Below are 22,254 nucleotides of genomic sequence, written 5' to 3' on the forward strand. Positions count from 1 at the left end.
CACCACCTAGTTAGTTAACATGCACGGCACACCAAAAAAAGCTGGCACATCACTGTACCGGCTTTCTTTACCCTCTATTTTGCAATCTGCTCGGCAAGCCAGTCACCCACCTCGGAAGTCTTGTAGGCCTTGCCGTCTCCGGCCAAGTCCTCGGTTACAATCCCTTCCTCAATGGAGCGATTTACCACTTCTGAGATCAGGTTTGCTTCTTCCTGCAGGTCAAATGCATACTCAAACATCATCGATGCCGACAGCACTGTCGCCAATGGATTGGCTATGTTTTTACCGGCCGCCTGCGGATAGGATCCATGGATGGGCTCAAACAGCTTGATATCCGAACCTAGAGAGGCAGAGGGCATCAAGCCCATCGAACCGCTGATTACCGACGCTTCATCGGTAAGAATATCGCCAAACAGGTTTTCGGTGATCAGCACGTCATAAGACTTTGGCCATTGGATAAGTCGCATAGCTACCGCATCCACAAACTCATACTCCACCTTCACGTCTGGGTATTCCGGAGCCAATCGTTGCACGGTTTCCCTCCATAATCTGGAAGTCGCCAACACGTTTGCTTTATCCACGCAGGTTAGCAGTTTTCGTCGCTTTCGGGCAAATTCGAAGCCCATTCGCGCCAAACGCTCGATTTCGAACACATTATACACGCAGGTGTCAAATGCCCGGTCGCCCTGCTCGCTACGCCCACGAGGCTCACCGAAGTAAATACCTCCCGTCAGCTCCCGAAGGAAGACTAGGTCCGTGCCTTCTATTCGGTCACGTTTAAGGGGCGATTTGTCTATTAAAGATGGAAATGTAAACGTAGGACGTACGTTGGCAAAAAGGCCCAACTTTTTACGCATCAGCAACAACCCCTGTTCTGGACGTACCTTGGCAGAGGGATCGTTGTCGTATTTGGGATCACCGATGGCACCAAAAAGCACCGCATCAGACCGAAGACATACCTCATGTGTTTCGTCCGGGTAGGGTAAACCTACTGCATCAATGGCGGCGGCACCTGTAAGTGCCTTTTCAAAGGTTATCGTATGTCCGAATTTCTTCGCTACGGCGTTGACCACCTTCACGGCCTGGTCTACTACCTCAGGTCCTATTCCATCACCAGGTAATAGGGCTATATTCATTTCCATAGGTATTCTTTTTAACTGATTTAGTTTTGTTTAATTGTTCTATGATGTTGAGCATCTTCTCCGTTGCCTTCATGGCCGCGATGGTCTGATCGCTATCCAACCCTTTGGTTTTAAATATTTTACCGTAATCCCAGGTAATCACACATTCCACAAAAGCATCGGTTTTACCGCCAGGGGGGATGGAAATATGAAAATCGGTGAGTTTAGGAAGCTCTTTTCTCAGTCCTCTGTAGATTTTCTTAAGTGCCTTCATAAACGAATCGTATTGACCGTCGCCGGAAGCGTTCTGCTCGTAGAATTCATCGTACACCTTCATGCGCAGCTGAACGGAAGGTTTGAGCCCCTTGGAATGTACCATGTGATAGCCGTCTATGCTGATATCGTTCTTGATGCTGTTGTTTTGCAGTACATCGGCAATGATATAAGGCAGGTCTTCGGTGGTAACACGCTCCTTCTTATCGCCCAATTCGATGATCCGCTGGGTTACCCTTGCCAATTCATCCGGCTCCAGCGAGATTCCAAGCTCTTGGAGGTTTTTTAGGATATTGGCCTTTCCAGAAGTCTTGCCAAGGGCATATTTTCGGGTCCTGCCAAAACGCTCCGGCAGTAGGTCACTGAAGTACAGGTTCTTTTTGTTGTCCCCATCTGCGTGGATTCCAGCCGTCTGGGTAAATACATTTTCACCAACCACCGGCTTATTCGCAGGAATATGCAGGCCGGAGAACTGCTCTACCAACTTGCTGATCCGGTAGATTTTATTCTCCTTTACCGAAAGCGAAAAGTCCGTAAAGTCCTTGATCACAGCCACCACAGACTCCAGTGGTGCATTGCCTGTGCGTTCCCCTAATCCGTTTACGGTAGTATGGATTCCCTTGGCACCACTCTTAACTGCCTGCAGCACATTGGCCACAGAAAGGTCATAATCGTTGTGCGCATGGAAATCGAAATGGATCGTAGGGAAAGTAACGGTAATCAGTTCCAGAAAGCCTTTAACCTCTTCAGGCTGTACAAGCCCCAGGGTATCCGGCAGCATGATCCTGCGTACTGGAAGTAAAGATAAACAACGAATCAGTGACAGGGTATAGTCGCGGGAATTACGCATACCGTTGCTCCAGTCTTCCAAATATACGTTGACTTCCAGCCCATGCGATACGGCATAGGTAATGCACTGTTCTATCTCCTGAAAATGCTCCTCCGGCGTCTTTTTCAACTGGTGGGTGAGATGGTTCAGCGAGCCTTTTGTCAGCAGGTTAAGTACTTTGGCACCAGCCTCCACAATCCAATCGACCGATTTGGGCGTGTCAACAAAGCCCAAGACTTCGACCCTATTCAGAAACTTTTTCTCCTTGGCCCAATGAGTGATTTTCTTTACCCCCTCCAATTCCCCTTCCGAAACCCGTGCGGATGCCACTTCGATCCTGTCCACCTTAAGCTCTTCCAACAGCAGCTTGGCTATTTGGAGTTTTTCGGAGGGCAAAAAGGAAACCCCTGAGGTCTGTTCTCCATCCCTCAGGGTAGTATCCATGATTTCTATTTTCTTTTGACCACTCATCGACGGTTGTTAGTATGATAAAAAACAGGTTGCTCTGCGACAGCAGAGTGGCTTTGGGTTTTTGTCCGACTAGGGTCTCCCCTCCGCAAACTCAGCAATCTGCTCCTTCAGATTCAACAGGTAATCGATGTCGTCAAACCCGTTCTTCATGTTTTCCTTTTTGTACGCGTTGATGTCAAAGGTCTCAGACCGACCTGTGCTGCCGATGGTAATGGTCTGTGCGTCGATATCTACGGTAATTTCGGTAAGGGGATCCTTTTCCACCTCGGTAAAAAGCTCCTCTACAAACTCAGGAGACACCGTCACGGGCAGGACACCAATATTCAGGCAGTTGTTTTTGAAGATATCTGCAAAGAAGGAAGAAACCACGCAACGGAAGCCATAATCGTAGATGGCCCATACGGCGTGTTCCCTACTGGAACCAGACCCAAAGTTCTTGCCCGCTACCAGAATCTTGCCTTCATAGGTAGGGTTGTTCAATACAAAGTCCTTCTTTGGATTCCCTTCGCTATCGTAACGCCAATCCCTAAATAGGTTGTCCCCAAAACCCTTTCGCTCAGTAGCTTTCAGGAAACGGGCGGGAATAATCTGGTCGGTGTCCACATTTTCGGTCGGCAGGGGCACTACCCTGCTGGTAAGCACATTAAATTTATCGTAAGCCATGGTGTAAGTTCAGTTTCTGGTTAGAATATTTCCCGTGGGTCGGCGATTTCTCCGGTAATGGCCACCGCCGCCACGGTCAACGGACTGGCCAGTAGGGTGCGTGCCCCAGGACCTTGTCGGCCCTCAAAGTTTCGATTGGAAGTAGAAACGGCGTATTTCCCAGCGGGAATCTTATCGTCGTTCATGGCCAAACAAGCTGAGCAGCCGGGCTGACGAAGCTTAAAGCCCGCCTCTTCCAAAATGGCAACCAACCCCTCTTCAATGGCCTTTTTCTCCACCTCCCGCGAACCGGGCACAATCCATGCAGTGATGTTATCTGCCTTCTTCTTTCCTTTTACAAATTGGGCTACGGACCGAATATCTTCAATACGGCCATTGGTACAACTACCGACAAATACATAATCGACCTTCTTGCCCTTAATCGGATCTCCAGGATGAAAGCCCATATAATCGAGTGACTTCAGGTAGGTGTTCTTGGTACTTCCGTCCATTCCCTCTGTGGTGGGTATCCGGTCCTTTACCTTGATGCCCATACCCGGGTTGGTACCGTAGGTAATCATGGGCTCAATGTCTGCCGCATCGTAGTGATATTCTTTATCAAAAACAGCTCCTTCATCGGTTTTGAGTGTTTTCCAGTTGGCTACCGCTTTCTCCCATTCCTCGCCCTTGGGTGCATAACGCTTGCCCTCCAAGTAGTTGAACGTGGTTTCGTCCGGGGCGATCAATCCGCCACGGGCCCCCATCTCAATGCTCATGTTGCAAATGGTCATACGGGCCTCCATGCTTAGGTTACGGATGGCACTGCCCGCATATTCAATGAAATAACCGGTTCCACCGCTGGCAGAAATCTTGGAGATGATGTAGAGGATGATATCCTTGGAGGTAACGCCTTTTCCCAACTCGCCGTCCACTGTAATGCGCATCTTTTTGGGCTTTGCCTGCATGATACACTGCGTAGCAAGCACCATCTCGACTTCAGAGGTGCCGATACCAAATGCAATGGTACCAAAGGCCCCGTGCGTGGACGTATGGCTATCTCCACAGACGATCGTCATTCCCGGCTGAGTCACCCCCAATTCAGGCCCGATAACGTGCACAATACCATGGTGATCGGTACCCAAGTCGTGCAGCTCTATGCCATATTTCTTGCAGTTTTCGCGGAGCTTGTCCACTTGCATACGGGACAATTGATCCTTAATGGTCTTGTCCTGGTCTACCGTGGGCACATTGTGGTCCGGCGTGGCAATGGTTCGCTCCGGATACAGCACCGATACTCCACGCTGCTCCAGATTCAGAAATGCCACGGGACTGGTCACTTCGTGTATAAAGTGCTTGTCTATAAAGAAGACATCGGGTCCCTTTGGGATTGATTTTACCACGTGGGCATCCCAAATCTTATCAAATAAGGTTTTCTTTTCCATTGTGCTTGCTACTGTTTACTCATTTTTGCTTTACCGGCATCTTATTCAGGGCATCTACGAAGGCCTTGGCTGACGCCAGTACAATATCGGTTTCGGAGGCAAAACCATGATAAGGTTTGCCTTGGCTCATTAATCTCATGTGTACCTTGCAGGTGTCGTCACTTCCCTTGGTCATGGCTTGAATCAGGAACTCATCCAAGATAACCTGGTGGGGGATCAACTGCTTGATCGATCGGATGACAGCGTCTACGGGGCCATTGCCTGTCGCGGTACTGCTCTTCTGCTCACCTCCTAGGGATAAGGTAACGGATGCGCTGCCTCCTTGGCCTTGTTTGCCCTGATAGGCTACGTCGTCCAGGTGTACCAAGGCAGCATGATCCATGTGCTCGCCCATCAGGGAAAGTAACTCTTTTCGACCAATGTCCCTTTTGGAATCAGCCAATACCAAAAAACGCTCATACACCTCATCTAGTTCACTGCCTTCCAATGGAAAGCCCAGCAAACTGAGGTGATGCTTTAGGGCTGCCCTTCCGCTTCGCGCAGTAAGAACGATGGAGGATTCCTCCACCCCCACCTCTTTGGGGTCGATAATTTCATAGTTTTCGCGGTTTTTTAGCACCCCATCCTGATGTATGCCGGAGGAATGTGCAAACGCGTTTCTGCCCACAATCGCCTTGTTGGGCTGTATGGGCATGTTCATCAGCTTGGAAATAATTCGGCTGGTTTCGTATATGCGTTGGGTGACGATACCTGTAGCGACCGGAATCTCCTTGTGACTCTTGATGGCCATGACGACTTCCTCCAGGGAGGTATTGCCCGCCCGTTCGCCGATACCGTTCATGGTTACTTCCACCTGACGCGCGCCATTCATGACCCCTGCCAGTGTGTTAGCGGTTGCCAAGCCTAGGTCATTGTGGCAATGGGTGGCAATGATCGCCCGATCAATGTTGGAAACATTCTCTTTCAACAACCTAATAATCGCGCCATATTGCTCGGGAAGACAGTAGCCTGTGGTATCCGGTATGTTTACCACTCGGGCACCCGCGGCTATCACCGCTTCTACCATTTGCACCAGGTAACCCGGTTCTGCCCTTCCGGCATCCTCTGCGTAAAATTCCACTTCCTCCACGAGGTTGCGGGCAAACTTCACAGCCTTCACCGCCCGCTCCATCACCGCTTCCGGTGTGCTGCGAAGCTTATGTTGAATATGGTAGCCGGAGACTCCTATGCCGGTGTGGATTCTTCCCCGCTTGGCATATTTTAATGAGTCTGCGGCTACCTGTATATCCTTTTCTACCGCCCTGGATAGGGCGCAGATGATGGGGTTGGATACAGCCTTTGATATTTCCATGACCGAGTTAAAGTCCCCGGGGCTCGATATGGGAAACCCGGCCTCCAGTATGTCCACCCCCAAGGCCTCGAGGGCCCGGGCTACCGTGATTTTCTCGTCGGTGTTTAACTGGCAACCGGGAACCTGCTCCCCGTCTCTAAGTGTCGTGTCAAATATCCAAAGCTTATCTGCCATACCTACCCGTTAGTTATTCTCTGGTCTCAATTTGCGGACGACAGCACCTGCCTGCCACATCTCTGACTCCCGCAACTCTTTCAACTCCTCCTCCAACTTCACGCGGTAATCCGGCTTGCTGTTGGATTCGATGGATTTGGCTGCCTCTTTGCCCGTTTTTACGCTGTTGTAAAGCTCTTCAAAAACCGGTTTGGTGGCATCTCTGAACGGCTTCCACCAGTCCAAGGCTCCACGTTGCGCTGTGGTAGAGCAGTTGGCATACATCCAGTCCATACCGTTTTCCGCCACCAATGGCATCAAGCTTTGTGTAAGTTCTTCCACCGTCTCGTTGAAAGCCTCTGAAGGAGTGTGCCCGTTTGCACGCAATACTTCGTACTGAGCGGCAAAGATACCTTGAATCGCGCCCATAAGTGTACCTCTTTCACCGGTAAGGTCAGAAGTCACCTCTCTGTAGAAGTCCGTCTCAAACAGGTAACCGGAACCCACACCAATGCCTAGTGCCACTACCCGGTCTTTTGCTTTGCCGGTCGCATCCTGATAGATCGCATAGGAGGAGTTAAGACCTCTACCCTCTACGAACATCCTTCGTAGCGATGTACCCGATCCTTTGGGAGCAACTAATATAACATCCACATCTGCAGGGGGGATGATTCCCGTTTGATCTTTGTACGTAATACCGAAACCATGGGAAAAATAAAGTGCCTTACCTGGCGTAAGGTGTTTCTTTACGGTAGGCCAAAGAGAAATCTGACCCGCATCTGACAACAGAAACTGAAGAATCGTACCTTTTTCACATGCCTCTTCCAGGTCAAAAAGTGTCTCGCCGGGTACCCAACCGTCAGCCACTGCCTTCTCCCAGGTTTTGGAGTCTTTGCGCTGACCAACGATCACATTAAACCCGTTATCCTTTAGGTTAAGCGCTTGGCCGGGACCCTGCACTCCATAACCCAATACGGCGATAACCTCATCTTTCAAAATTTCCTTTGCTTTGTCCAGTGGAAATTCTTCCCTGGTGACAACATTTTCTTCAACTGTACCGAATTTCAGTTTCATAATTTTAAAGTGATAATTGATTGGTGTTTATAAATATTTATCGATTGTTTCCATGGGCTTGGCTACCGCCACTCTGCCGGAGCGCACAAACTCCAACACATTGAAATCCTTCAACACTTCTAAAAGCTGCTGGGTATCTTCCTTATGGCCGGTAAGCTCCACCACCACAAAATCCCTTTCTGCCGAAATGATCCGGGCATTGTATTGACGGATCACCTTCTCCAATCCAGGCTCTAGGCTATCAGAGGGTATCTTGTACAGTGCAATTTCCTGAAACACCATCTGATCATCCACGTAATAAAACGCCTTGATCACATCGATGATCTTGTCTATCTGCTTGGTAAGCTGAATGATCTGCTCCTCTGAAGTTGTCACCTCGATGGTAATGCGGTAAATCCCCTCCTCACGGCTTTCGGAGGCAGTAAACCCATCTATATTGATCCCCCTACGGGTGAAAATCATCGTTATCCGACTAAGAATACCGATAAAGTTTTCTGTGAAAACAGAAATGGTGTATCGCTTCATACTGAATATTGGATTAACTGAGTCGTACTTCTTCTACGGAACTGCCCGCCGCAATCATCGGAAACACATTGTCCTCCTTTTCTACGACTACTTCTAGGAAATAGGGGCCGTCGTGAATGAACATCTCCGCAACGGCATTTCTTAGGTCCTCACGTTTTTCCACTTTCTTTACCTTAAACCGATAGGCTTCTGCGATTTTAGGGAAATCGGGGTTTTCCAACTCGGTAAATGAATAGCGCTTTTCGAAAAACAACTGCTGCCATTGCCGTACCATTCCCAGGAAATTATTATTCAGCAACACGACCTTCACTGGTGCCTTGGTCTGCATAATGGTACCCAACTCCTGTATGGTCATCTGTATACCGCCATCACCGACCACACAAACCACCTGACGGTTGTAGTCGTGGAGCTGTGCACCCAGTGCCGCAGGCAAGGCAAAGCCCATGGTTCCTAGCCCACCGGAAGTCACCTGCGTACGTGTAGTTTTATATTCAAAATATCGCCAGGCTACCATTTGGTGTTGGCCTACATCTGTGACCAAGATGGCATCATCCGCCTTAAACTCATTGATATGCCGAATCACCTCTCCCATGGTTAGCCCCACTTTGGTGGGAAGCAGGTCATTTCCGATCACTACACGCTTCTCCTCCGCCTCCAGCTCCCTGAATTTGCCGATCCATTCCTCGTGGCTGTTCGGGTTTACAAGATCCGTAAGCTTGGCAAGGGTTTCTTTACAATTGCCCAGTACAGGTGCGGTACACTTTACATTTTTGTCGATCTCGGCTGGATCCAGCTCCAAATGAACCACCTTCGCCTGTTTGGCGTACCGCTTTAAATCGCCCGTCACCCGGTCGTCAAAACGCATACCAACAGCTATCAATACGTCGCATTGATTGGTGAGCATATTTGGGCTGTAGTTGCCGTGCATCCCCAATTTACCGACATAGTTCGGATGCTCCTCGGAAAGAGCACCTGTACCCAACAGGGTGCAGGCAGCGGGTATACCCGTCTTATCGAGAAAACCTTTCAGTTCCTGCTCTGCCCTCGCGATCACTACCCCTTGGCCATACAATACGTAGGGACGCTTGGCGGAATTGATCAGCTCCGCAGCTTTAGCGACCTGCGCATCGTCCACCTTTGGATAGGGCTTATAGGAGCGGATATTCAGGCAGGGGACATAATTAAACTCTCCCAAATCATTTTGGGCGTTTTTTGTAATATCTATCAGCACGGGGCCGGGACGTCCCGACCGGGCAATATGAAACCCTTTGGCGATGGCGGGGGCAATGTCTTCCACCCGCTGCACCTGAATATTCCACTTGGTTCCGGGCATGGACATGCCCACGACATCGGTTTCCTGAAAGGCATCCGTCCCCAATAAATGTGCAAACACCTGACCTGTGATACAAACCAGCGGCGTGCTGTCGATCAGCGCATCGGCTAAGCCAGTAATCAGGTTGGTGGCACCTGGGCCGGAAGTTGCCATACAGACCCCTACTTTCCCTGAAACCCGGGCATACCCCTGCGCAGCATGGATGGCTCCCTGCTCATGACGGGTAAGTATGTGCTGTATTTGCTCCTCGTAGTCGTACAGTGCATCATACACGGGCATGATTGCCCCACCTGGATAGCCAAAAATGAATTTCGCGTTTTCGGCAATCAGAGATCGAATAACAATGTCTGCGCCTCTTATTCTAGAATCTTTCATACTAATTATCCATTATCGGTAATACATCCTTCCGATGCTGTAGATACTAACTGAGAATACTTTTTTAACGTTCCACTTAAGTGGCTCAAATCCTTGTTTTTCCACTTTTTTCTCCGCTCCACAAATTCATCGTCGGAAACATTACAGCTGATGGTCAGGGTATCTGCATCTATGGTTATCTCGTCACCATTCTGTATCAACGCGATCGGACCGCCCATGTAGGCTTCCGGTGTAACGTGACCAACCACGAATCCATGGGTGCCACCTGAGAAACGTCCGTCTGTAATCAAGGCTACGTCGGCACCCAAACCACCGCCTATGATGATCGAGGTGGGCTTAAGCATTTCCGGCATGCCGGGTCCTCCTTTGGGACCAACATAACGGATCACCACTACGTCGCCTTTTTCCACCTCTTTATTCTTCATGGCCTCGTTGGCTTCCTGCTCACTGTCATAGACCTTCGCCTTTCCCGTAAAGGATTTTCCCTCTTTTCCCGATATCTTTGCCACCGATCCTTCGGGTGCCAAGTTACCGGAAAGCACACAAAGATGACCGGTTTCTTTTAGCGGAGTCTCTATCGGATGGATAACGGATTCCTTGGATGGAACCAATGCAGCTACACTCTCCAAATTCTCTGCCAATGTTTTTCCCGTCACGGTCATGCAGTCTCCATGGAGCATTCCTTTTTCCAAAAAGTATTTCATAAATGCGGGAAGGCCGCCAATTTCGTGCAGGTCCTCCATCATGAATTTCCCGCTGGGCTTGAAATCTCCCAACACCGGCGTTTCCGCATTGATACGCTTGAAATCCTCCAACCCAAAATCCAACCCTGCGGTCTTGGCAATCGCAAGAATATGAAGCACCGCATTGGTGCTGCCGCCAAGGGCAACCACCACTCGAACGGCGTTCTCCAAACTCTTCAGGGTCACAATATCTTTTGGCTTGATATCCTTTTCCAACAACAACGCGATGTACTCCCCGGCCGACTGACACTCTTGGCGCTTTTCCGGGGATGTAGCCGGATTGGTAGAGCTGTAGGGCAAGGAAAGGCCCATGGCTTCAATGGCTGACGACATGGTATTTGCCGTGTACATGCCACCACAGGCACCCGCACCAGGACAGGCATTTTTGATTACACCGAGGTAATCCTCATCGCTGATTTCGTTCTTTATCTTCTTACCATAAGCCTCAAAGGCCGAAACGATGTTTAGCTTCTCGTTTTTGTACTTACCGGATCGAATGGTACCACCATATACCATGATGGCCGGCCTATTGACCCGTAGCATTCCCATTACGGCACCCGGCATGTTTTTGTCACAGCCTGCAACAGCCACGATTCCATCAAAAGAATGGCCAAGAATAAATGACTCGATGGAATCCGCTATGATTTCTCTAGAAGGCAGGCTGTAGCGCATACCCGCCGTACCCATGGAGATGCCATCACTGATACCAATTGTATTGAACACCAATCCGGTGAGCTTTGCCTTCACGGTAGCGTCCTTGATCTCCTTCGCAAAATCGTTGAGATGCATGTTGCAGGGATTGCTCTCATACCCACAGCTTGCCACCCCTACGAAGGGCTGCTTCATCTTCTGATCGGTAAGACCCGTGGCGTACAACATCGCCATTGCAGCTGGATTCTCCTGATTATCACTTACTTCCCAGCTATATCTTTTTGAGTTGCTCATTTGCTTCTTATCTTTTTTTGTTATTTGCTTATAAAAAAAAGTGCTCCATCGGGATGAAGCACTTTACTGATTTGGTCTATTTTTTATACAAGAGTTCAGCGCTTCATCTTTTCTAGATGAGAATGACGACAAGGCTAATAATGCTGACGATGCTGAACATGATTAATATCGGGTATGAGGACTTTCGTGGCTCGATTCTCGTTTGATTATGCAATATTAAAACCGTTATTTCAGACTTACAATATTTTATTCCATTTTTTCACTTGGACAAAGAAGAGTTAAAGGTAATTTCTGAAAAATAGAAATATATAAATTTATGTATTATAAATTTGAAAAATTTAATTTTAAAAAACACTGAAAAAACAAAAACTACGAAATTATATTTCGACGTAATGAAGCGAGCGAAAACCTGATTTTTTTTCGCTCCTACCCGAGGCTAAAGGTAGGGATAAAATGCCAGGATCAAAATATTTTGATGGGAATCGATTATTTTGGAATGCCTCGCAACGGCTCTCCAGCTGCTATTTTGTACCTTTACGTCGTCAAAAAAACCGGCTATGATTGTTTTTCCAAACGCAAAGATAAACCTGGGACTGTACATTACCGCCAAACGCAGCGATGGCTACCATGAAATCCAAAGCTGCATGTACCCCATCCCTCTTACCGATGCGCTGGAAATCCAGGTGAGCAAAAAAAACCGCTTTGAATCCTCCGGGCTTCCGATTCCGGGAAATCCGGAGGACAACCTGATCCTAAAGGCCTACCGCCTGCTCAAAAAAGACTTCCAGGACCTGCCCCACATCTCGGTGCACCTCCATAAATACATTCCGATAGGTGCCGGACTTGGCGGTGGCTCTGCCGACGCCGCCTTCGCCCTGACCCTGATGAACCAGCTCTTCGAACTCTATCTGGAGGATTGGATACTGGAAGACTATGCCGCCCAGCTGGGCAGCGACTGTCCCTTCTTTGTGGGCAACACGCCCAAACTGGTCAGTGGTAGAGGAGAACTGATGGAAGACAGTCCCTTGGATCTACAAGGAAAATGGATCGTACTGGTATATCCAAACATCCATATCAGCACCAAGGAAGCCTATGCGGGCGTAAAGCCTACTCCTTTAGAAAGCAGCCTATCCGAATGCCTTGCCGAGCCCGACAATTGGCAATCCTGCCTAAAAAATGACTTTGAGGCCAGCCTGTTCCCCTTATATCCCCTGCTGAAAACCCTCAAGGAGCAGTTTTACGAAGCCGGGGCATACTACGCCGCCATGTCCGGATCCGGATCCTCCGTATTCGGCCTGTTTGAAAACGAACCGCCTCCACTACCGGCAGAGGTAGGCTATTTTGTTTTCCGAAGCCAGCTGTAGTCTTTCTTCAGTGAACCCGTTTGTTCGCTATACATCATGCCCGGATGAGCCGCTTCGATGCCTTTCGCTTTTCGTAGTAATTTATGACCGGATAGATACATACTGCCAACAGAATGATCAGCGTGCCCCAGTAAAATTCGGATGACATTTTTTCCGATTCGCCAAAAACCATAAGGGCAAGGATGATCCCGTACACGGGCTCCAGATTTACCGTCAGGTTGATGGCAAAGGCTGTAAGGCGCTTCATCAGCTCCACCGATACCGTGAAGGCAAATACCGTGCATATGACTGCCAAAATTACGAGCCAGAACCAGTCCATGCCCTGTGGCCAAAAAGCAATTCCTGATTCGGTGAAGTAAATGGAATAAAATGGCATAAAGAGAGCTGCAAACAAAAATGCCCCGATCATCTCGTAAAAGGTAATGGTATAGGGGCTGTGTTTTTTGGTCAGCTTGCCATTGATCACCATAAAGCAGGCGCAGATAAACGCCGACAGTACAGCCATGCTCAGCCCCAACCAATACCCGAACTCAAAGCTAAAAATGACATACAAACCGATAATCACCAACAACCCCAACAACACCTCCACCCACTTTATTTTGGCGCGGTTGGCCAGCGGTTCTATCAGCGAAGTCCACAGGGAACAGGTCGCAATCCCTGCCAGGCAAACGGACACGGTAGATACCCTCATAGCCCAAAAAAACAATATCCAGTGGGCACTGATCAGGAAGCCGGTCAGAATAATCTTGATCACGTCCTTGCGTAGGAGGCGAACGGAACGTCCCCTGACCCAAAAAATAAGGCCGAGTGAAAGCACTGCCATCCATGTGCGGTGAAAAACAATCTCCACGGCCGACACACTTATCAGCAGTCCCAATATCCCCGTAAAACTCCAAACCAAAATCACCAAGTGCAGGGTTAGGTAGTCTTTTCTCAAAGAGCTCGCATCCGTCATTTTATCTGGGAACTGTCTTGTATAATATCAAACCGGTCAATGCAAAAACGATGTTCGGTATCCAAACCGCTAAAATGGGATAGGATGTCCCCGCCTCGGCAAAGGTACGGGAAAGCAAAAATAAGATAATGTACACAAATGCCAGCAAGAAGCCAAGCGCTATTTTGAACCCTGATCCGCCGCGGGTTTTCTTTGAAGAAACGATCACCCCGATAAATGTGAGAATGATCGCTGCAAAAGGCGACATAAACCGAACGTACTTCTCTATCCTATAATAATTGATGTTATCTGCGCCCCGGTCAAGCAGAATATCGATCTGCTCCTGCAATTTGGGTAGCGTCAGCGTCTCATGGTGGTTCTTGGGCAGGTCAAAATCCTCCGGCCTAATGGAAAGCAGGGTATCCAATCGCTCGCCGGTAGACCATTCCTCGTGCATTTCCTTAAATTCTCTGAGCTTCCAGTTGCGTACGCTCCAGGCATTTGTCGTGGTATCCCATACAATCCGATCGGCAGACAGCTTGGCAATCAGCTCGCCGTCCTGTATCTGCTCCAGCGTAAAGTTGTACCCTTGATTGCCGGATGTATAATACCTCGACAGGTAGGCATAAGTATCTGGCGCTACCTTGATATGGATGTTTTGCTGGTCAAAATTACGTTTATCCTCCAAGTACCTAACCTTAAAATCAGACACCCCAAGCGTAGCCACCGGAAGCACCCATCCGTTGAGAAAAAAACTGACAATGGCGATTAGCAATGCGGAAATCATAAAGGGTACCAGCATACGGATAAAACTCACGCCGCTGCTCAGGATGGCGATGATCTCCGTTCGCCCGGCCATCTTTGAGGTGATAAAAATAACCGAAATAAAGACGGTAATCGGCGTAAGCAGGTTGTTTAGGTACAACCCATAGTTCATCATGTATTTCAGTATCTCGGGAGCCGGCACATCATTGCGGATGTAGGCATCGTTTTTTTCCGTAAAATCAAGTACAAGGACAATAAGGATCAACATCAAAACCACAAAAAAGTAGGTCTTGAGAAAATCCTTGATAATCAATTTGTCCAATAACTTCATCGTTGTCCCTTTAATACCTGTCGGCCATGCCTCTTTAACCCATCACGTTGATCCCATACGACCTACCGTCTTCTGCTCACCTTCTCCACCATGTGGCGTTTCCATTGCGGAAAATCCCCCGATTGTATATGTTCCCGGGCCTGTCCCACCAGCCACAGGTAGAAAGATAGGTTATGGATACTGGCTATCTGAGCCGCCAGCATCTCTTTGGCTATGGTAAGGTGCCGCAAGTAGGCTTTGGTGTAAAAATTACTAACCTCATTCTCAAAGCCCAGATCAATGGCAGAGAAATCGTCCTTCCACTTTTCATTCCGTATGTTGATGATCCCCTCCGTGGTAAACAGCATCCCGTTGCGGGCGTTGCGGGTAGGCATCACACAGTCAAACATATCTACACCTAACGCTATGCACTCCAAAACATTGGCAGGTGTGCCGACACCCATTAGGTACCTGGGCCTATCCTCCGGCAATATCGCTGTCACCCATTCCGTCATTTCGTACATCAGCTCCGCAGGTTCTCCCACAGAGAGTCCCCCAATGGCATTTCCCACCCTGCCCTGCTCGGCTACGAACTCCGCCGACTCCGTTCTCAGGTCTTTATATACACTTCCTTGAACAATGGGAAAAAGATGCTGTTCATACCCGTACCTTCCGGATGTTTCGTCAAACCTTTTGATGCAACGTTTTAACCATCGGTGGGTAAGGTCCATTGATTTTTTGGCATAGGGCCACTCACAGGGATAGGGGGTGCACTCGTCAAATGCCATGATGATATCAGCACCGATCGTCCGTTGGATATCCATCACGTTCTCCGGCGTAAACTGCTGTTTTGACCCATCTATGTGGGACTTGAAAACTACGCCTTCTTCGGTAATCTTCCGGTTCTCTGCCAAGGAAAAAACCTGGTATCCACCGCTGTCTGTCAAGATGGGTCTATCCCACCCGTTGAATTTATGCAGCCCTCCCGCCTGCTCGATGATGGAAAGGCCGGGACGCAAAAAAAGATGGTAGGTGTTTCCCAGGATTATCTGCGCCTTTACATCCTCTTTCAGCTCGCGCTGATGCACTGCTTTCACCGACCCGGCGGTGCCAACCGGCATAAATATGGGGGTTTGGATGACCCCATGCTCGGTTTCCAAGCTACCTACACGGGCCTTGGTTTGGGAATCTTTATGATGAAGGGTAAAATTCATGCAACAGAAATTTGAATTGGCAGGGATTCCCTACCTATCTTTAACCGCACAAAAATAGACGCAATTCGCCAAAAGAGTTGTCGATTTTGATTTTATCTTTGGCACTCGAATGAAACCCGGTATGGAAGAATTAGTGTGGATGGTATTTTTTTTGGCTTTTGTCGTGCAGTTGACCTACATGCTCTTTGTTTTCGGCAGACTGGCCTTCTTCCACAAGCGCACCTCCTCCGAGAAGCTTTCCGACTCCCTGGAAGGCGTCACCGTATTGGTAGCAGCGAGAGACGAACTCGAAAACCTGCAGAAACAGCTACCGGTTCTTATGAACCAGGATTACCCAAACTTCGAGGTACTCTATGTAAACGACCGGTCCAGGGACGATAGCGAGGACTGGCTGCGGGAACAGGAAGGCACCTACCCAAACCTCAAAACCGTACATGTTCGGTACACTCCCGACCATGTCACCTCCAAAAAATATGCCCTTACCTTGGGCATCAAGGTGGCAAGCCATGACGTAATCCTACTCACCGATGCAGACTGCGTACCGGTATCCGACCAATGGATCAGAAGGATGACTGCCCCGGTTCGGTCCAAGAACAAAACCTTTGCGCTGGGCCACGGTGCCTACCTCGAGCAACCCGGCCTACTTAACAAGCTGATACAATTCGAAACCCTGCTTACTGCACTGTACTATATTTCCTTTGGGCTGTGGCGCGCGCCCATCATGGGCGTAGGGCGAAACCTTTGCTACCGCCGAAGCTTTTTTATGGAAAAGAAAGCGTTTAAGGGACTGTGGCACTTGGTCGGTGGGGACGACGACCTTTTCGTCAACAAATACGCAGACAAAGACAATACCGCCGTTGTCATCCATCCGGAGAGCATTACGGTTTCAATGCCCAAAACGAGCTTTCGCGATTTTTTGATTCAAAAAAAGCGGCATTTTCAGGCAGGAAAATATTATCGTCTAAAAGATAAACTTAAACTGGGTATTTATACGTTTACACACTTGGTATTTTGGGTGAGCGGTCTGGCCCTACTGGCAACCCAGCGGGCCTGGGAACCAATTGCGCTGATTTTCGGGTTAGTCCTGCTAAGGGCTATCGTGCAGTATGCGATACTCCGAAATGCCAAGATGAAATTGGAAGGTATGGGCAAAGTGCTTTGGACCATGTTTTTTGATTTTATGTATTTGATCTACTTTTGGACTGTCGGAACTAAAGGGTACCTGTCAAAAACAGTTAAATGGAAATAAACGAAAGAGAGTTTTCAGACAAAGCGTTAGAGGATTTCGACCTGATCGACCGGGCAGTACGGGATAAGGATCAGCAGGCCTATGCCACGCTTATGAAGCGCTACAAAAAGGCAGTATACTTCATGGTGCTGAAGATGATTCGGGATACCGATGACGCGGAGGATCTGACCATGGAAGCCTTTGCCAAGGCATTCCGAAATCTGCATAAATTCAAAAAAGACTATACGTTCAGTACCTGGCTGTTCCGCATAGCCACCAACAATGCCATTGATTTCATCCGAAAAAAGAAGCTCAAAACCATGAGCCTCAACAATACCCTGACCGACGACGGTGGCAATGCGGTCAATATCGACATAGAAGACGTTGACAACAACCCGCAGGACGAGTTTATCAAATCCCAGCGCATTGATATGGTGCGGATATTTGTGGATAAGCTACCTGCCAAATACCGAAAACTCGTGAAACTCCGGTATTTCGACGAACTTTCCTACGACGAGATCGCCGAAGAACTGGGAAAACCGCTGGGTACGGTCAAGGCACAGCTGCATCGATCCCGGGAACTGCTCTATGAGATAGCCGAAGGTAAAAACAAACACATCTAGTCTAACATTCCGCATGGGCAATTCTCCGGATGTATCGCTGATTTTTTCTTACTTCCCCCACCTTACCGACGCTCAAAAACAGCAGTTTGAGCTACTGGGTGAGCTTTATGTAGAGTGGAACAGCAAGATCAATGTGATCAGCCGCAAGGACATGGAACACTTCTACCTGCACCATGTACTGCACTCGTTGGGAATCGCCAAAGTGGTGCAGTTTGGGTCGGAGACCAAAATTCTGGACATTGGTACCGGAGGGGGCTTTCCAGGAATCCCCCTTGCCATCCTGTTTCCGGGGGCGTCCTTCCACTTGGTAGATTCCATCGGTAAAAAGATCACAGTGGTCAAGGATGTGGTGAAAACACTGAAACTCCAAAATGTGGAGGCACAGCAGACACGTGCGGAGGAACTAAACCGCAAATACCATTTTGTCGTGAGCCGCGCCGTGACCCAAATGGCCAATTTTTACCCTTGGGTGAAAGGCAAGTTCCGAAAAGAAGACGTGGATCCGGAATTCCAAAACGGCATCTTCTACCTAAAGGGCGGGGATGTGGACGAGGAACTGGAAGAGATGAATTTAACCTATATCAGTTACCACTTGGAGGATTACTTCAAGGAGGCGTTTTTCGAAACCAAAAAAGTAATCTACCTACCCTACGAAGGCAAACGGTAAAATTTCAATTTTTTGCCCTAACTTTCCAAATGTCAATCGGAAATAGTATGGGAACAAGCAGCTTAACCGGTATTTGCGTCCTTGGAGGACTGGCCCTGTTTGGATGTACCAAACCGAGGTCAGATAATACCTCCTATGCACAAGTTTCAATTTACGACACCGTATCGATCGAATCAAAAGGTGAACTGCTTTTTTTAAAATGGGGCCTTAGTACCGCCACTGTCTCTTCCGACCTGAGCACCTTGTACAATTTCAACGTAGACGAACCTTCTTTGGAAGTCGTAGATCTCGACAAGCATATCCTGTCCCATAAAGTTCCTTTGGAGCGGGAAGGCCCAAACGGAATCGGTCAGCGGGGCAAAGGGGGGATTTTGGCACTCTCTGATCAACTGCTATTGTTCAAGGGATGGCCTGCTCCGTATGTTATGGACCTGGAAGGACGCAGAACCGGTCTGTTGGAGAACCTTGCTTCGATCAAGTCTTCGGTGACCTCTGTCGACCGTGATTTTATGTATGAAATCATGCATCCCAGCTTTCCTAACTTGGTATTTGGCATCACGAACGAGTATCCGGGAAAGAACTTTGAGTTTACAGTGCTTGATCTCTCGGACAATTCCATCAAATCGACTACTCCGCTGTCTGCCTGGGACAATTTCGCTGACTATTCCTTGGTTTTTGACGATGGAACGCAGTTTGACCTTTGGGCACCAAGGGTCTACGTGACACTCCTCGGGCAATACATCTGTCTCAGCACAGATGTCAGCTCCGATCTATACCTTTACGATCCTCGCGCCGGGCAACTCGAGTTGAGGGAAATTCTACCCAAATTAACGCCCCAACAAAAAACGCCTACCGGATCCATCGACACGTCGGATGCAGCGCAATTTCAGGCCACTTTCCGCAAGTTGTACGGCGATATCACATTTTCCCCGCCATTTTGGGACATGGATGCCCAAGTATATTACCGCTTTAGCTACACAACGACCTTTGAAAAATCAGAGGATGGCCTCTACCCCAAACCCATTGGGCAGCATGTTTACCTATCTGTGATTGATACGGACCTCTCACACCATGCAGCATATCCACTGGAATTCCTAAATGAAGCACCGATGTTCAGTTTTAGCAAAGCGGGAAAGATCTGGACTTTCCTAAACCTACAGGACGAAATGGCCTTCCTACGATTGGAAGTGCCAACCGACATGCCCTAAAGTCATCGTTTACGGATGGCTTTAGGGTATAGTAGGAGGATGCTTCCTTCAGGCAATTACTTTTTCTTGTACACAATTTTTATGGGAACCCCCTGAAAATCGAAATTTTCCCGGATCCGGTTTTCCAGAAAACGGGTATAGGGCGACTTGATGTACTGGGGCAGGTTACAGAAAAACGCAAATACCGGGTTTTTGGTAGGCAGCTGCGTGATATACTTGATTTTGATATACTTCCCTTTGACGGCAGGAGGCGGATATTTTTCGATCTCCGGCAGTATCAGCTCATTTAGCTTGGAGGTAGCTACCTTGCCGGTTTTGTTTTCAAACACTTCGTTTGCCAATTCAATTGCCTGGAAAATCCGCTGCTTGGTGAGCGCTGAAATGAAGATAATGGGTATCCACTTGTTTTCCCCGAGTTTTTCCATCATCTCGTCTTTAAAGGCCTGCATGGTTTTATGGTCCTTTTCGATCAGGTCCCACTTGTTTACCATGATCATGATTCCCTTGTTGTTTTTGATGGCCAGGGAAATCAGATTGACATCCTGCGCCTCCAGCCCCCTGGTCGCGTCTACCATGATGACCACCACATCGGAATCCTCCAAGGTTCGCAGCGAACGCATCACGGAATAAAACTCGATATCTTCTTTTACTTTGGCCTTCTTCCGGATACCTGCCGTGTCGGTAATGATGAAATCCTTCCCGTACAGCTTGTACCGGGTATGGATGGCATCCCTGGTGGTTCCCGCTTCGTCGGTCACGATGGAGCGCTCGGTGCCCAGCAGCGCATTAAGAAACGAAGACTTGCCCACATTGGGACGCCCCAGCACTGCGATCTTTGGCACGCCAAAGTCGGGGTCCTCGTCGCCTGTATCGGCAAAGTTGCGGACGACCTCGTCCAGCAGATCTCCAATTCCACTGCCATTTACTGCCGCAATGGGAAACACCTGCTCATGGCCTACCCCAAGGGCATAGAATTCGTTGGCCATTAACAGCTTGTCCATGTCGTCTGCTTTGTTGGCCACCAGGTAGACGGGCTTTTTGCTTCCCCGCAGTTCGTCCGCAAACTCCTTGTCCAAATCGGTAAGCCCATCCAGGCAGTCGACCACAAATAGGATGACTGACGCCTCATCAATCGCCAGCTTTACCTGTTTGCGTATCTCCCTCTCAAAAATATCGTCCGATCCGGTAACGTATCCGCCGGTATCGATTACGGAAAAGAACTTTCCGCCCCACTGGGCATGCCCGTAATGCCTGTCTCGAGTGACACCACTAAGGTTGTCCTCGATGGCTTTACGTTCCTCTACCAATCTATTGAAAAAAGTAGATTTCCCTACATTGGGTCTACCTACTATTGCCACTATATTTGCCATTGTTGTATGCTATTGTTGGTCGTAACCAAATCGCTTTAATTTATTTTTGTTTTTCCGCCAGTCTTCCTCCACCTTCACGAAGGTTTCGAGAAACACCTTTTTGCCAAAAAAACGTTCCATTTCTTCCCTCGCCTGCGTGCCTACCCGTTTGAGTGCCTTGCCGCCTTCTCCGATCACGATCCCCTTTTGGCTGTTTCGCTCCACATAGATGACCGCCCGGATGCGGATGATCTTGCTTTCTTCCAGAAAATCCTCGATGGCCACTTCAGAACTATAGGGAATCTCCTTTTTGTAGTTTAGGAATATTTTCTCGCGGATAATCTCCGAGGCAAAAAACCGCTCTGGCCGAGTAGTCAGTTCATCCTTGTCGTAAAAGGGCTCGTGCACAGGCAAACGATCCAGAATCTCCTGCAAAATACGCTCGGTGTTAAAGGACTCGGTCGCAGAAATGGGTATTACAGCGTCCGTTCTCAACCGCTGGGTCCAGTAGGCCGTGACCTCATCCAGCTGGTTTTCCTTGTTCAAGTCGATTTTGTTGACTACCAATAGCACCGGTATCCCGGAGTCGTTGATCTTTTCCAGTACGTCTTCTATTTCCGCGTCGGTTTCAAATAGATCGGTTACGAAAAGGATCACATCGGCATCCTCCAGCGACATGTGCACAAAGCTCATCATGTTTTTGTGCAGCTCGTACTTGGGCTTCAACATCCCAGGGGTATCGGAAAAAACGACCTGGTAGTGGTCGTCGTTGATGATGCCCATGATGCGGTGCCGGGTCGTCTGCGCCTTGGAGGAGATAATCGAAAGTCTTTCACCTATGAGCACGTTCATGAGCGTGGATTTGCCCACATTGGGCTTACCTATGATGTTGACAAAACCCGCTTTGTGTGTGTTTTCGGTCATGACAATAATTTTTTTGCAAAGGTACTTGTTTTTTTCCGTGAAGCCGCAAAACCCCGATATTATACCAAAGAAAGTTTGGTTAATTAGGCGAATATTTTTGGGCTATCGAAAAAAATACCCAAAAACATGCAAAAAACAAGACCCCTCCCAAACCCCTCACGATCAGCAAAAAGCAATACAAACACTCCCTTTGTTCCAAATATAATTCCAGCAGTCGCTTGCATTTAACCAAAATAACATCTACTTTTGTACCACGATTTCAGTAAAACGTTACTGATGACACCACACTAGAAAGGCGATAAATCGGATTAAAGACATATCGCGGGATGGATCTGCCACGGCAGATCGTCGGGCTGATATCCGCCGCGGTGGACACTGGCTCGAGTCTAAA

The 22,254-nt window shown here is 48.6% G+C and carries 19 protein-coding genes; 5 read left to right on the top strand and 14 right to left on the bottom strand.

The genetic code is table 11. The features are described 5' to 3' along the window. Positions 1-74: 74 nt before the first annotated feature. The 9 genes from leuB to ilvD form a co-directional block, all read right to left on the bottom strand. Entirely contained in the window at positions 75-1,142 is a 1,068-nt protein-coding gene (gene leuB, locus ADIS_RS10200) for a 3-isopropylmalate dehydrogenase (protein WP_010854399.1), read from the bottom strand. Then, the gene (locus ADIS_RS10205) at positions 1,111-2,694 is read right to left on the bottom strand and encodes an alpha-isopropylmalate synthase regulatory domain-containing protein (protein ID WP_010854400.1); all 1,584 of its coding nucleotides are present in this window, start codon (positions 2,692-2,694) and stop codon (positions 1,111-1,113) included. The genes leuB and ADIS_RS10205 overlap by 32 nt, the downstream gene beginning before the upstream one ends. 69 nt (positions 2,695-2,763) lie before the next feature. Beyond that, positions 2,764-3,357 (bottom strand): 3-isopropylmalate dehydratase small subunit, encoded by a 594-nt coding sequence (gene leuD / locus ADIS_RS10210; protein WP_010854401.1) that lies wholly within the window; start codon positions 3,355-3,357, stop codon positions 2,764-2,766. 20 nt (positions 3,358-3,377) lie between these two features. Next, positions 3,378-4,778, bottom strand: a complete 1,401-nt coding sequence (leuC, locus tag ADIS_RS10215) for a 3-isopropylmalate dehydratase large subunit (protein WP_010854402.1) — start codon at positions 4,776-4,778, stop codon at positions 3,378-3,380. Between the two features lie 19 nt (positions 4,779-4,797). Next, positions 4,798-6,303 (bottom strand): 2-isopropylmalate synthase, encoded by a 1,506-nt coding sequence (locus ADIS_RS10220; protein WP_010854403.1) that lies wholly within the window; start codon positions 6,301-6,303, stop codon positions 4,798-4,800. A gap of 9 nt (positions 6,304-6,312) precedes the next feature. After that, positions 6,313-7,356, bottom strand: coding sequence for a ketol-acid reductoisomerase (ilvC, locus tag ADIS_RS10225; protein ID WP_010854404.1), 1,044 nt, complete (start codon positions 7,354-7,356; stop codon positions 6,313-6,315). A gap of 27 nt (positions 7,357-7,383) precedes the next feature. Then, positions 7,384-7,881: an acetolactate synthase small subunit gene (gene ilvN, locus ADIS_RS10230; protein WP_010854405.1), complete on the bottom strand. Its 498-nt coding sequence runs from the start codon at positions 7,879-7,881 to the stop codon at positions 7,384-7,386. 13 nt (positions 7,882-7,894) lie between these two features. Continuing rightward, positions 7,895-9,589, bottom strand: coding sequence for a biosynthetic-type acetolactate synthase large subunit (gene ilvB, locus ADIS_RS10235; protein WP_010854406.1), 1,695 nt, complete (start codon positions 9,587-9,589; stop codon positions 7,895-7,897). 5 nt (positions 9,590-9,594) lie between these two features. Next, complete coding sequence (gene ilvD, locus ADIS_RS10240) at positions 9,595-11,277, bottom strand: dihydroxy-acid dehydratase (RefSeq protein WP_010854407.1); 1,683 nt, start codon at positions 11,275-11,277, stop codon at positions 9,595-9,597. Positions 11,278-11,834: 557 nt separating this feature from the next. Between ilvD and ispE the strand changes: the two genes are divergently transcribed. Then, entirely contained in the window at positions 11,835-12,641 is an 807-nt protein-coding gene (ispE, locus tag ADIS_RS10245) for a 4-(cytidine 5'-diphospho)-2-C-methyl-D-erythritol kinase (protein WP_010854409.1), read from the top strand. A gap of 34 nt (positions 12,642-12,675) precedes the next feature. On the opposite strand, the gene ADIS_RS10250 is transcribed toward ispE, so the two are convergent. The 3 genes from ADIS_RS10250 to tgt all read right to left on the bottom strand — a co-directional run bounded on the left by ADIS_RS10250 (position 12,676) and on the right by tgt (position 15,864). Continuing rightward, positions 12,676-13,596: a DMT family transporter gene (locus ADIS_RS10250; RefSeq protein WP_010854410.1), complete on the bottom strand. Its 921-nt coding sequence runs from the start codon at positions 13,594-13,596 to the stop codon at positions 12,676-12,678. Position 13,597: 1 nt separating this feature from the next. After that, a complete protein-coding gene (locus ADIS_RS10255) occupies positions 13,598-14,671 on the bottom strand; it encodes an LptF/LptG family permease (protein WP_010854411.1) in 1,074 nt (357 codons plus the stop codon). A 62-nt stretch (positions 14,672-14,733) separates the two neighbouring features. Then, complete coding sequence (tgt, locus tag ADIS_RS10260; protein ID WP_010854412.1) at positions 14,734-15,864, bottom strand: tRNA guanosine(34) transglycosylase Tgt; 1,131 nt, start codon at positions 15,862-15,864, stop codon at positions 14,734-14,736. Positions 15,865-15,985: 121 nt separating this feature from the next. Between tgt and ADIS_RS10265 the strand changes: the two genes are divergently transcribed. The 4 genes from ADIS_RS10265 to ADIS_RS10280 are packed head-to-tail and all read left to right on the top strand — an operon-like array spanning position 15,986 to position 19,590. Beyond that, complete coding sequence (locus ADIS_RS10265; RefSeq protein ID WP_010854413.1) at positions 15,986-17,113, top strand: glycosyltransferase; 1,128 nt, start codon at positions 15,986-15,988, stop codon at positions 17,111-17,113. Further along, positions 17,104-17,715, top strand: coding sequence for an RNA polymerase sigma factor (locus ADIS_RS10270; protein ID WP_010854414.1), 612 nt, complete (start codon positions 17,104-17,106; stop codon positions 17,713-17,715). Before ADIS_RS10265 ends, ADIS_RS10270 begins: the two co-directional genes overlap by 10 nt. A gap of 13 nt (positions 17,716-17,728) precedes the next feature. Then, positions 17,729-18,382: a 16S rRNA (guanine(527)-N(7))-methyltransferase RsmG gene (rsmG, locus tag ADIS_RS10275; protein WP_010854415.1), complete on the top strand. Its 654-nt coding sequence runs from the start codon at positions 17,729-17,731 to the stop codon at positions 18,380-18,382. A gap of 47 nt (positions 18,383-18,429) precedes the next feature. Next, positions 18,430-19,590, top strand: a complete 1,161-nt coding sequence (locus ADIS_RS10280) for a DUF4221 family protein (protein ID WP_010854416.1) — start codon at positions 18,430-18,432, stop codon at positions 19,588-19,590. 56 nt (positions 19,591-19,646) lie between these two features. Here the strand turns inward: ADIS_RS10280 and der are convergent, their stop codons facing one another. Together der and era are read right to left on the bottom strand one after the other, a co-directional pair. Next, positions 19,647-20,960 (bottom strand): ribosome biogenesis GTPase Der, encoded by a 1,314-nt coding sequence (der, locus tag ADIS_RS10285; RefSeq protein WP_010854417.1) that lies wholly within the window; start codon positions 20,958-20,960, stop codon positions 19,647-19,649. A 9-nt stretch (positions 20,961-20,969) separates the two neighbouring features. Beyond that, on the bottom strand, positions 20,970-21,863 hold the full coding sequence (era, locus tag ADIS_RS10290) for a GTPase Era (protein WP_010854418.1): 894 nt from the start codon (positions 21,861-21,863) through the stop codon (positions 20,970-20,972). Positions 21,864-22,254 lie beyond the last annotated feature (391 nt).

The sequence above is a fragment of the Lunatimonas lonarensis genome (genome assembly GCF_000390185.1).
Classification (GTDB): Bacteria; Bacteroidota; Bacteroidia; order Cytophagales; family Cyclobacteriaceae; genus Lunatimonas; species Lunatimonas lonarensis.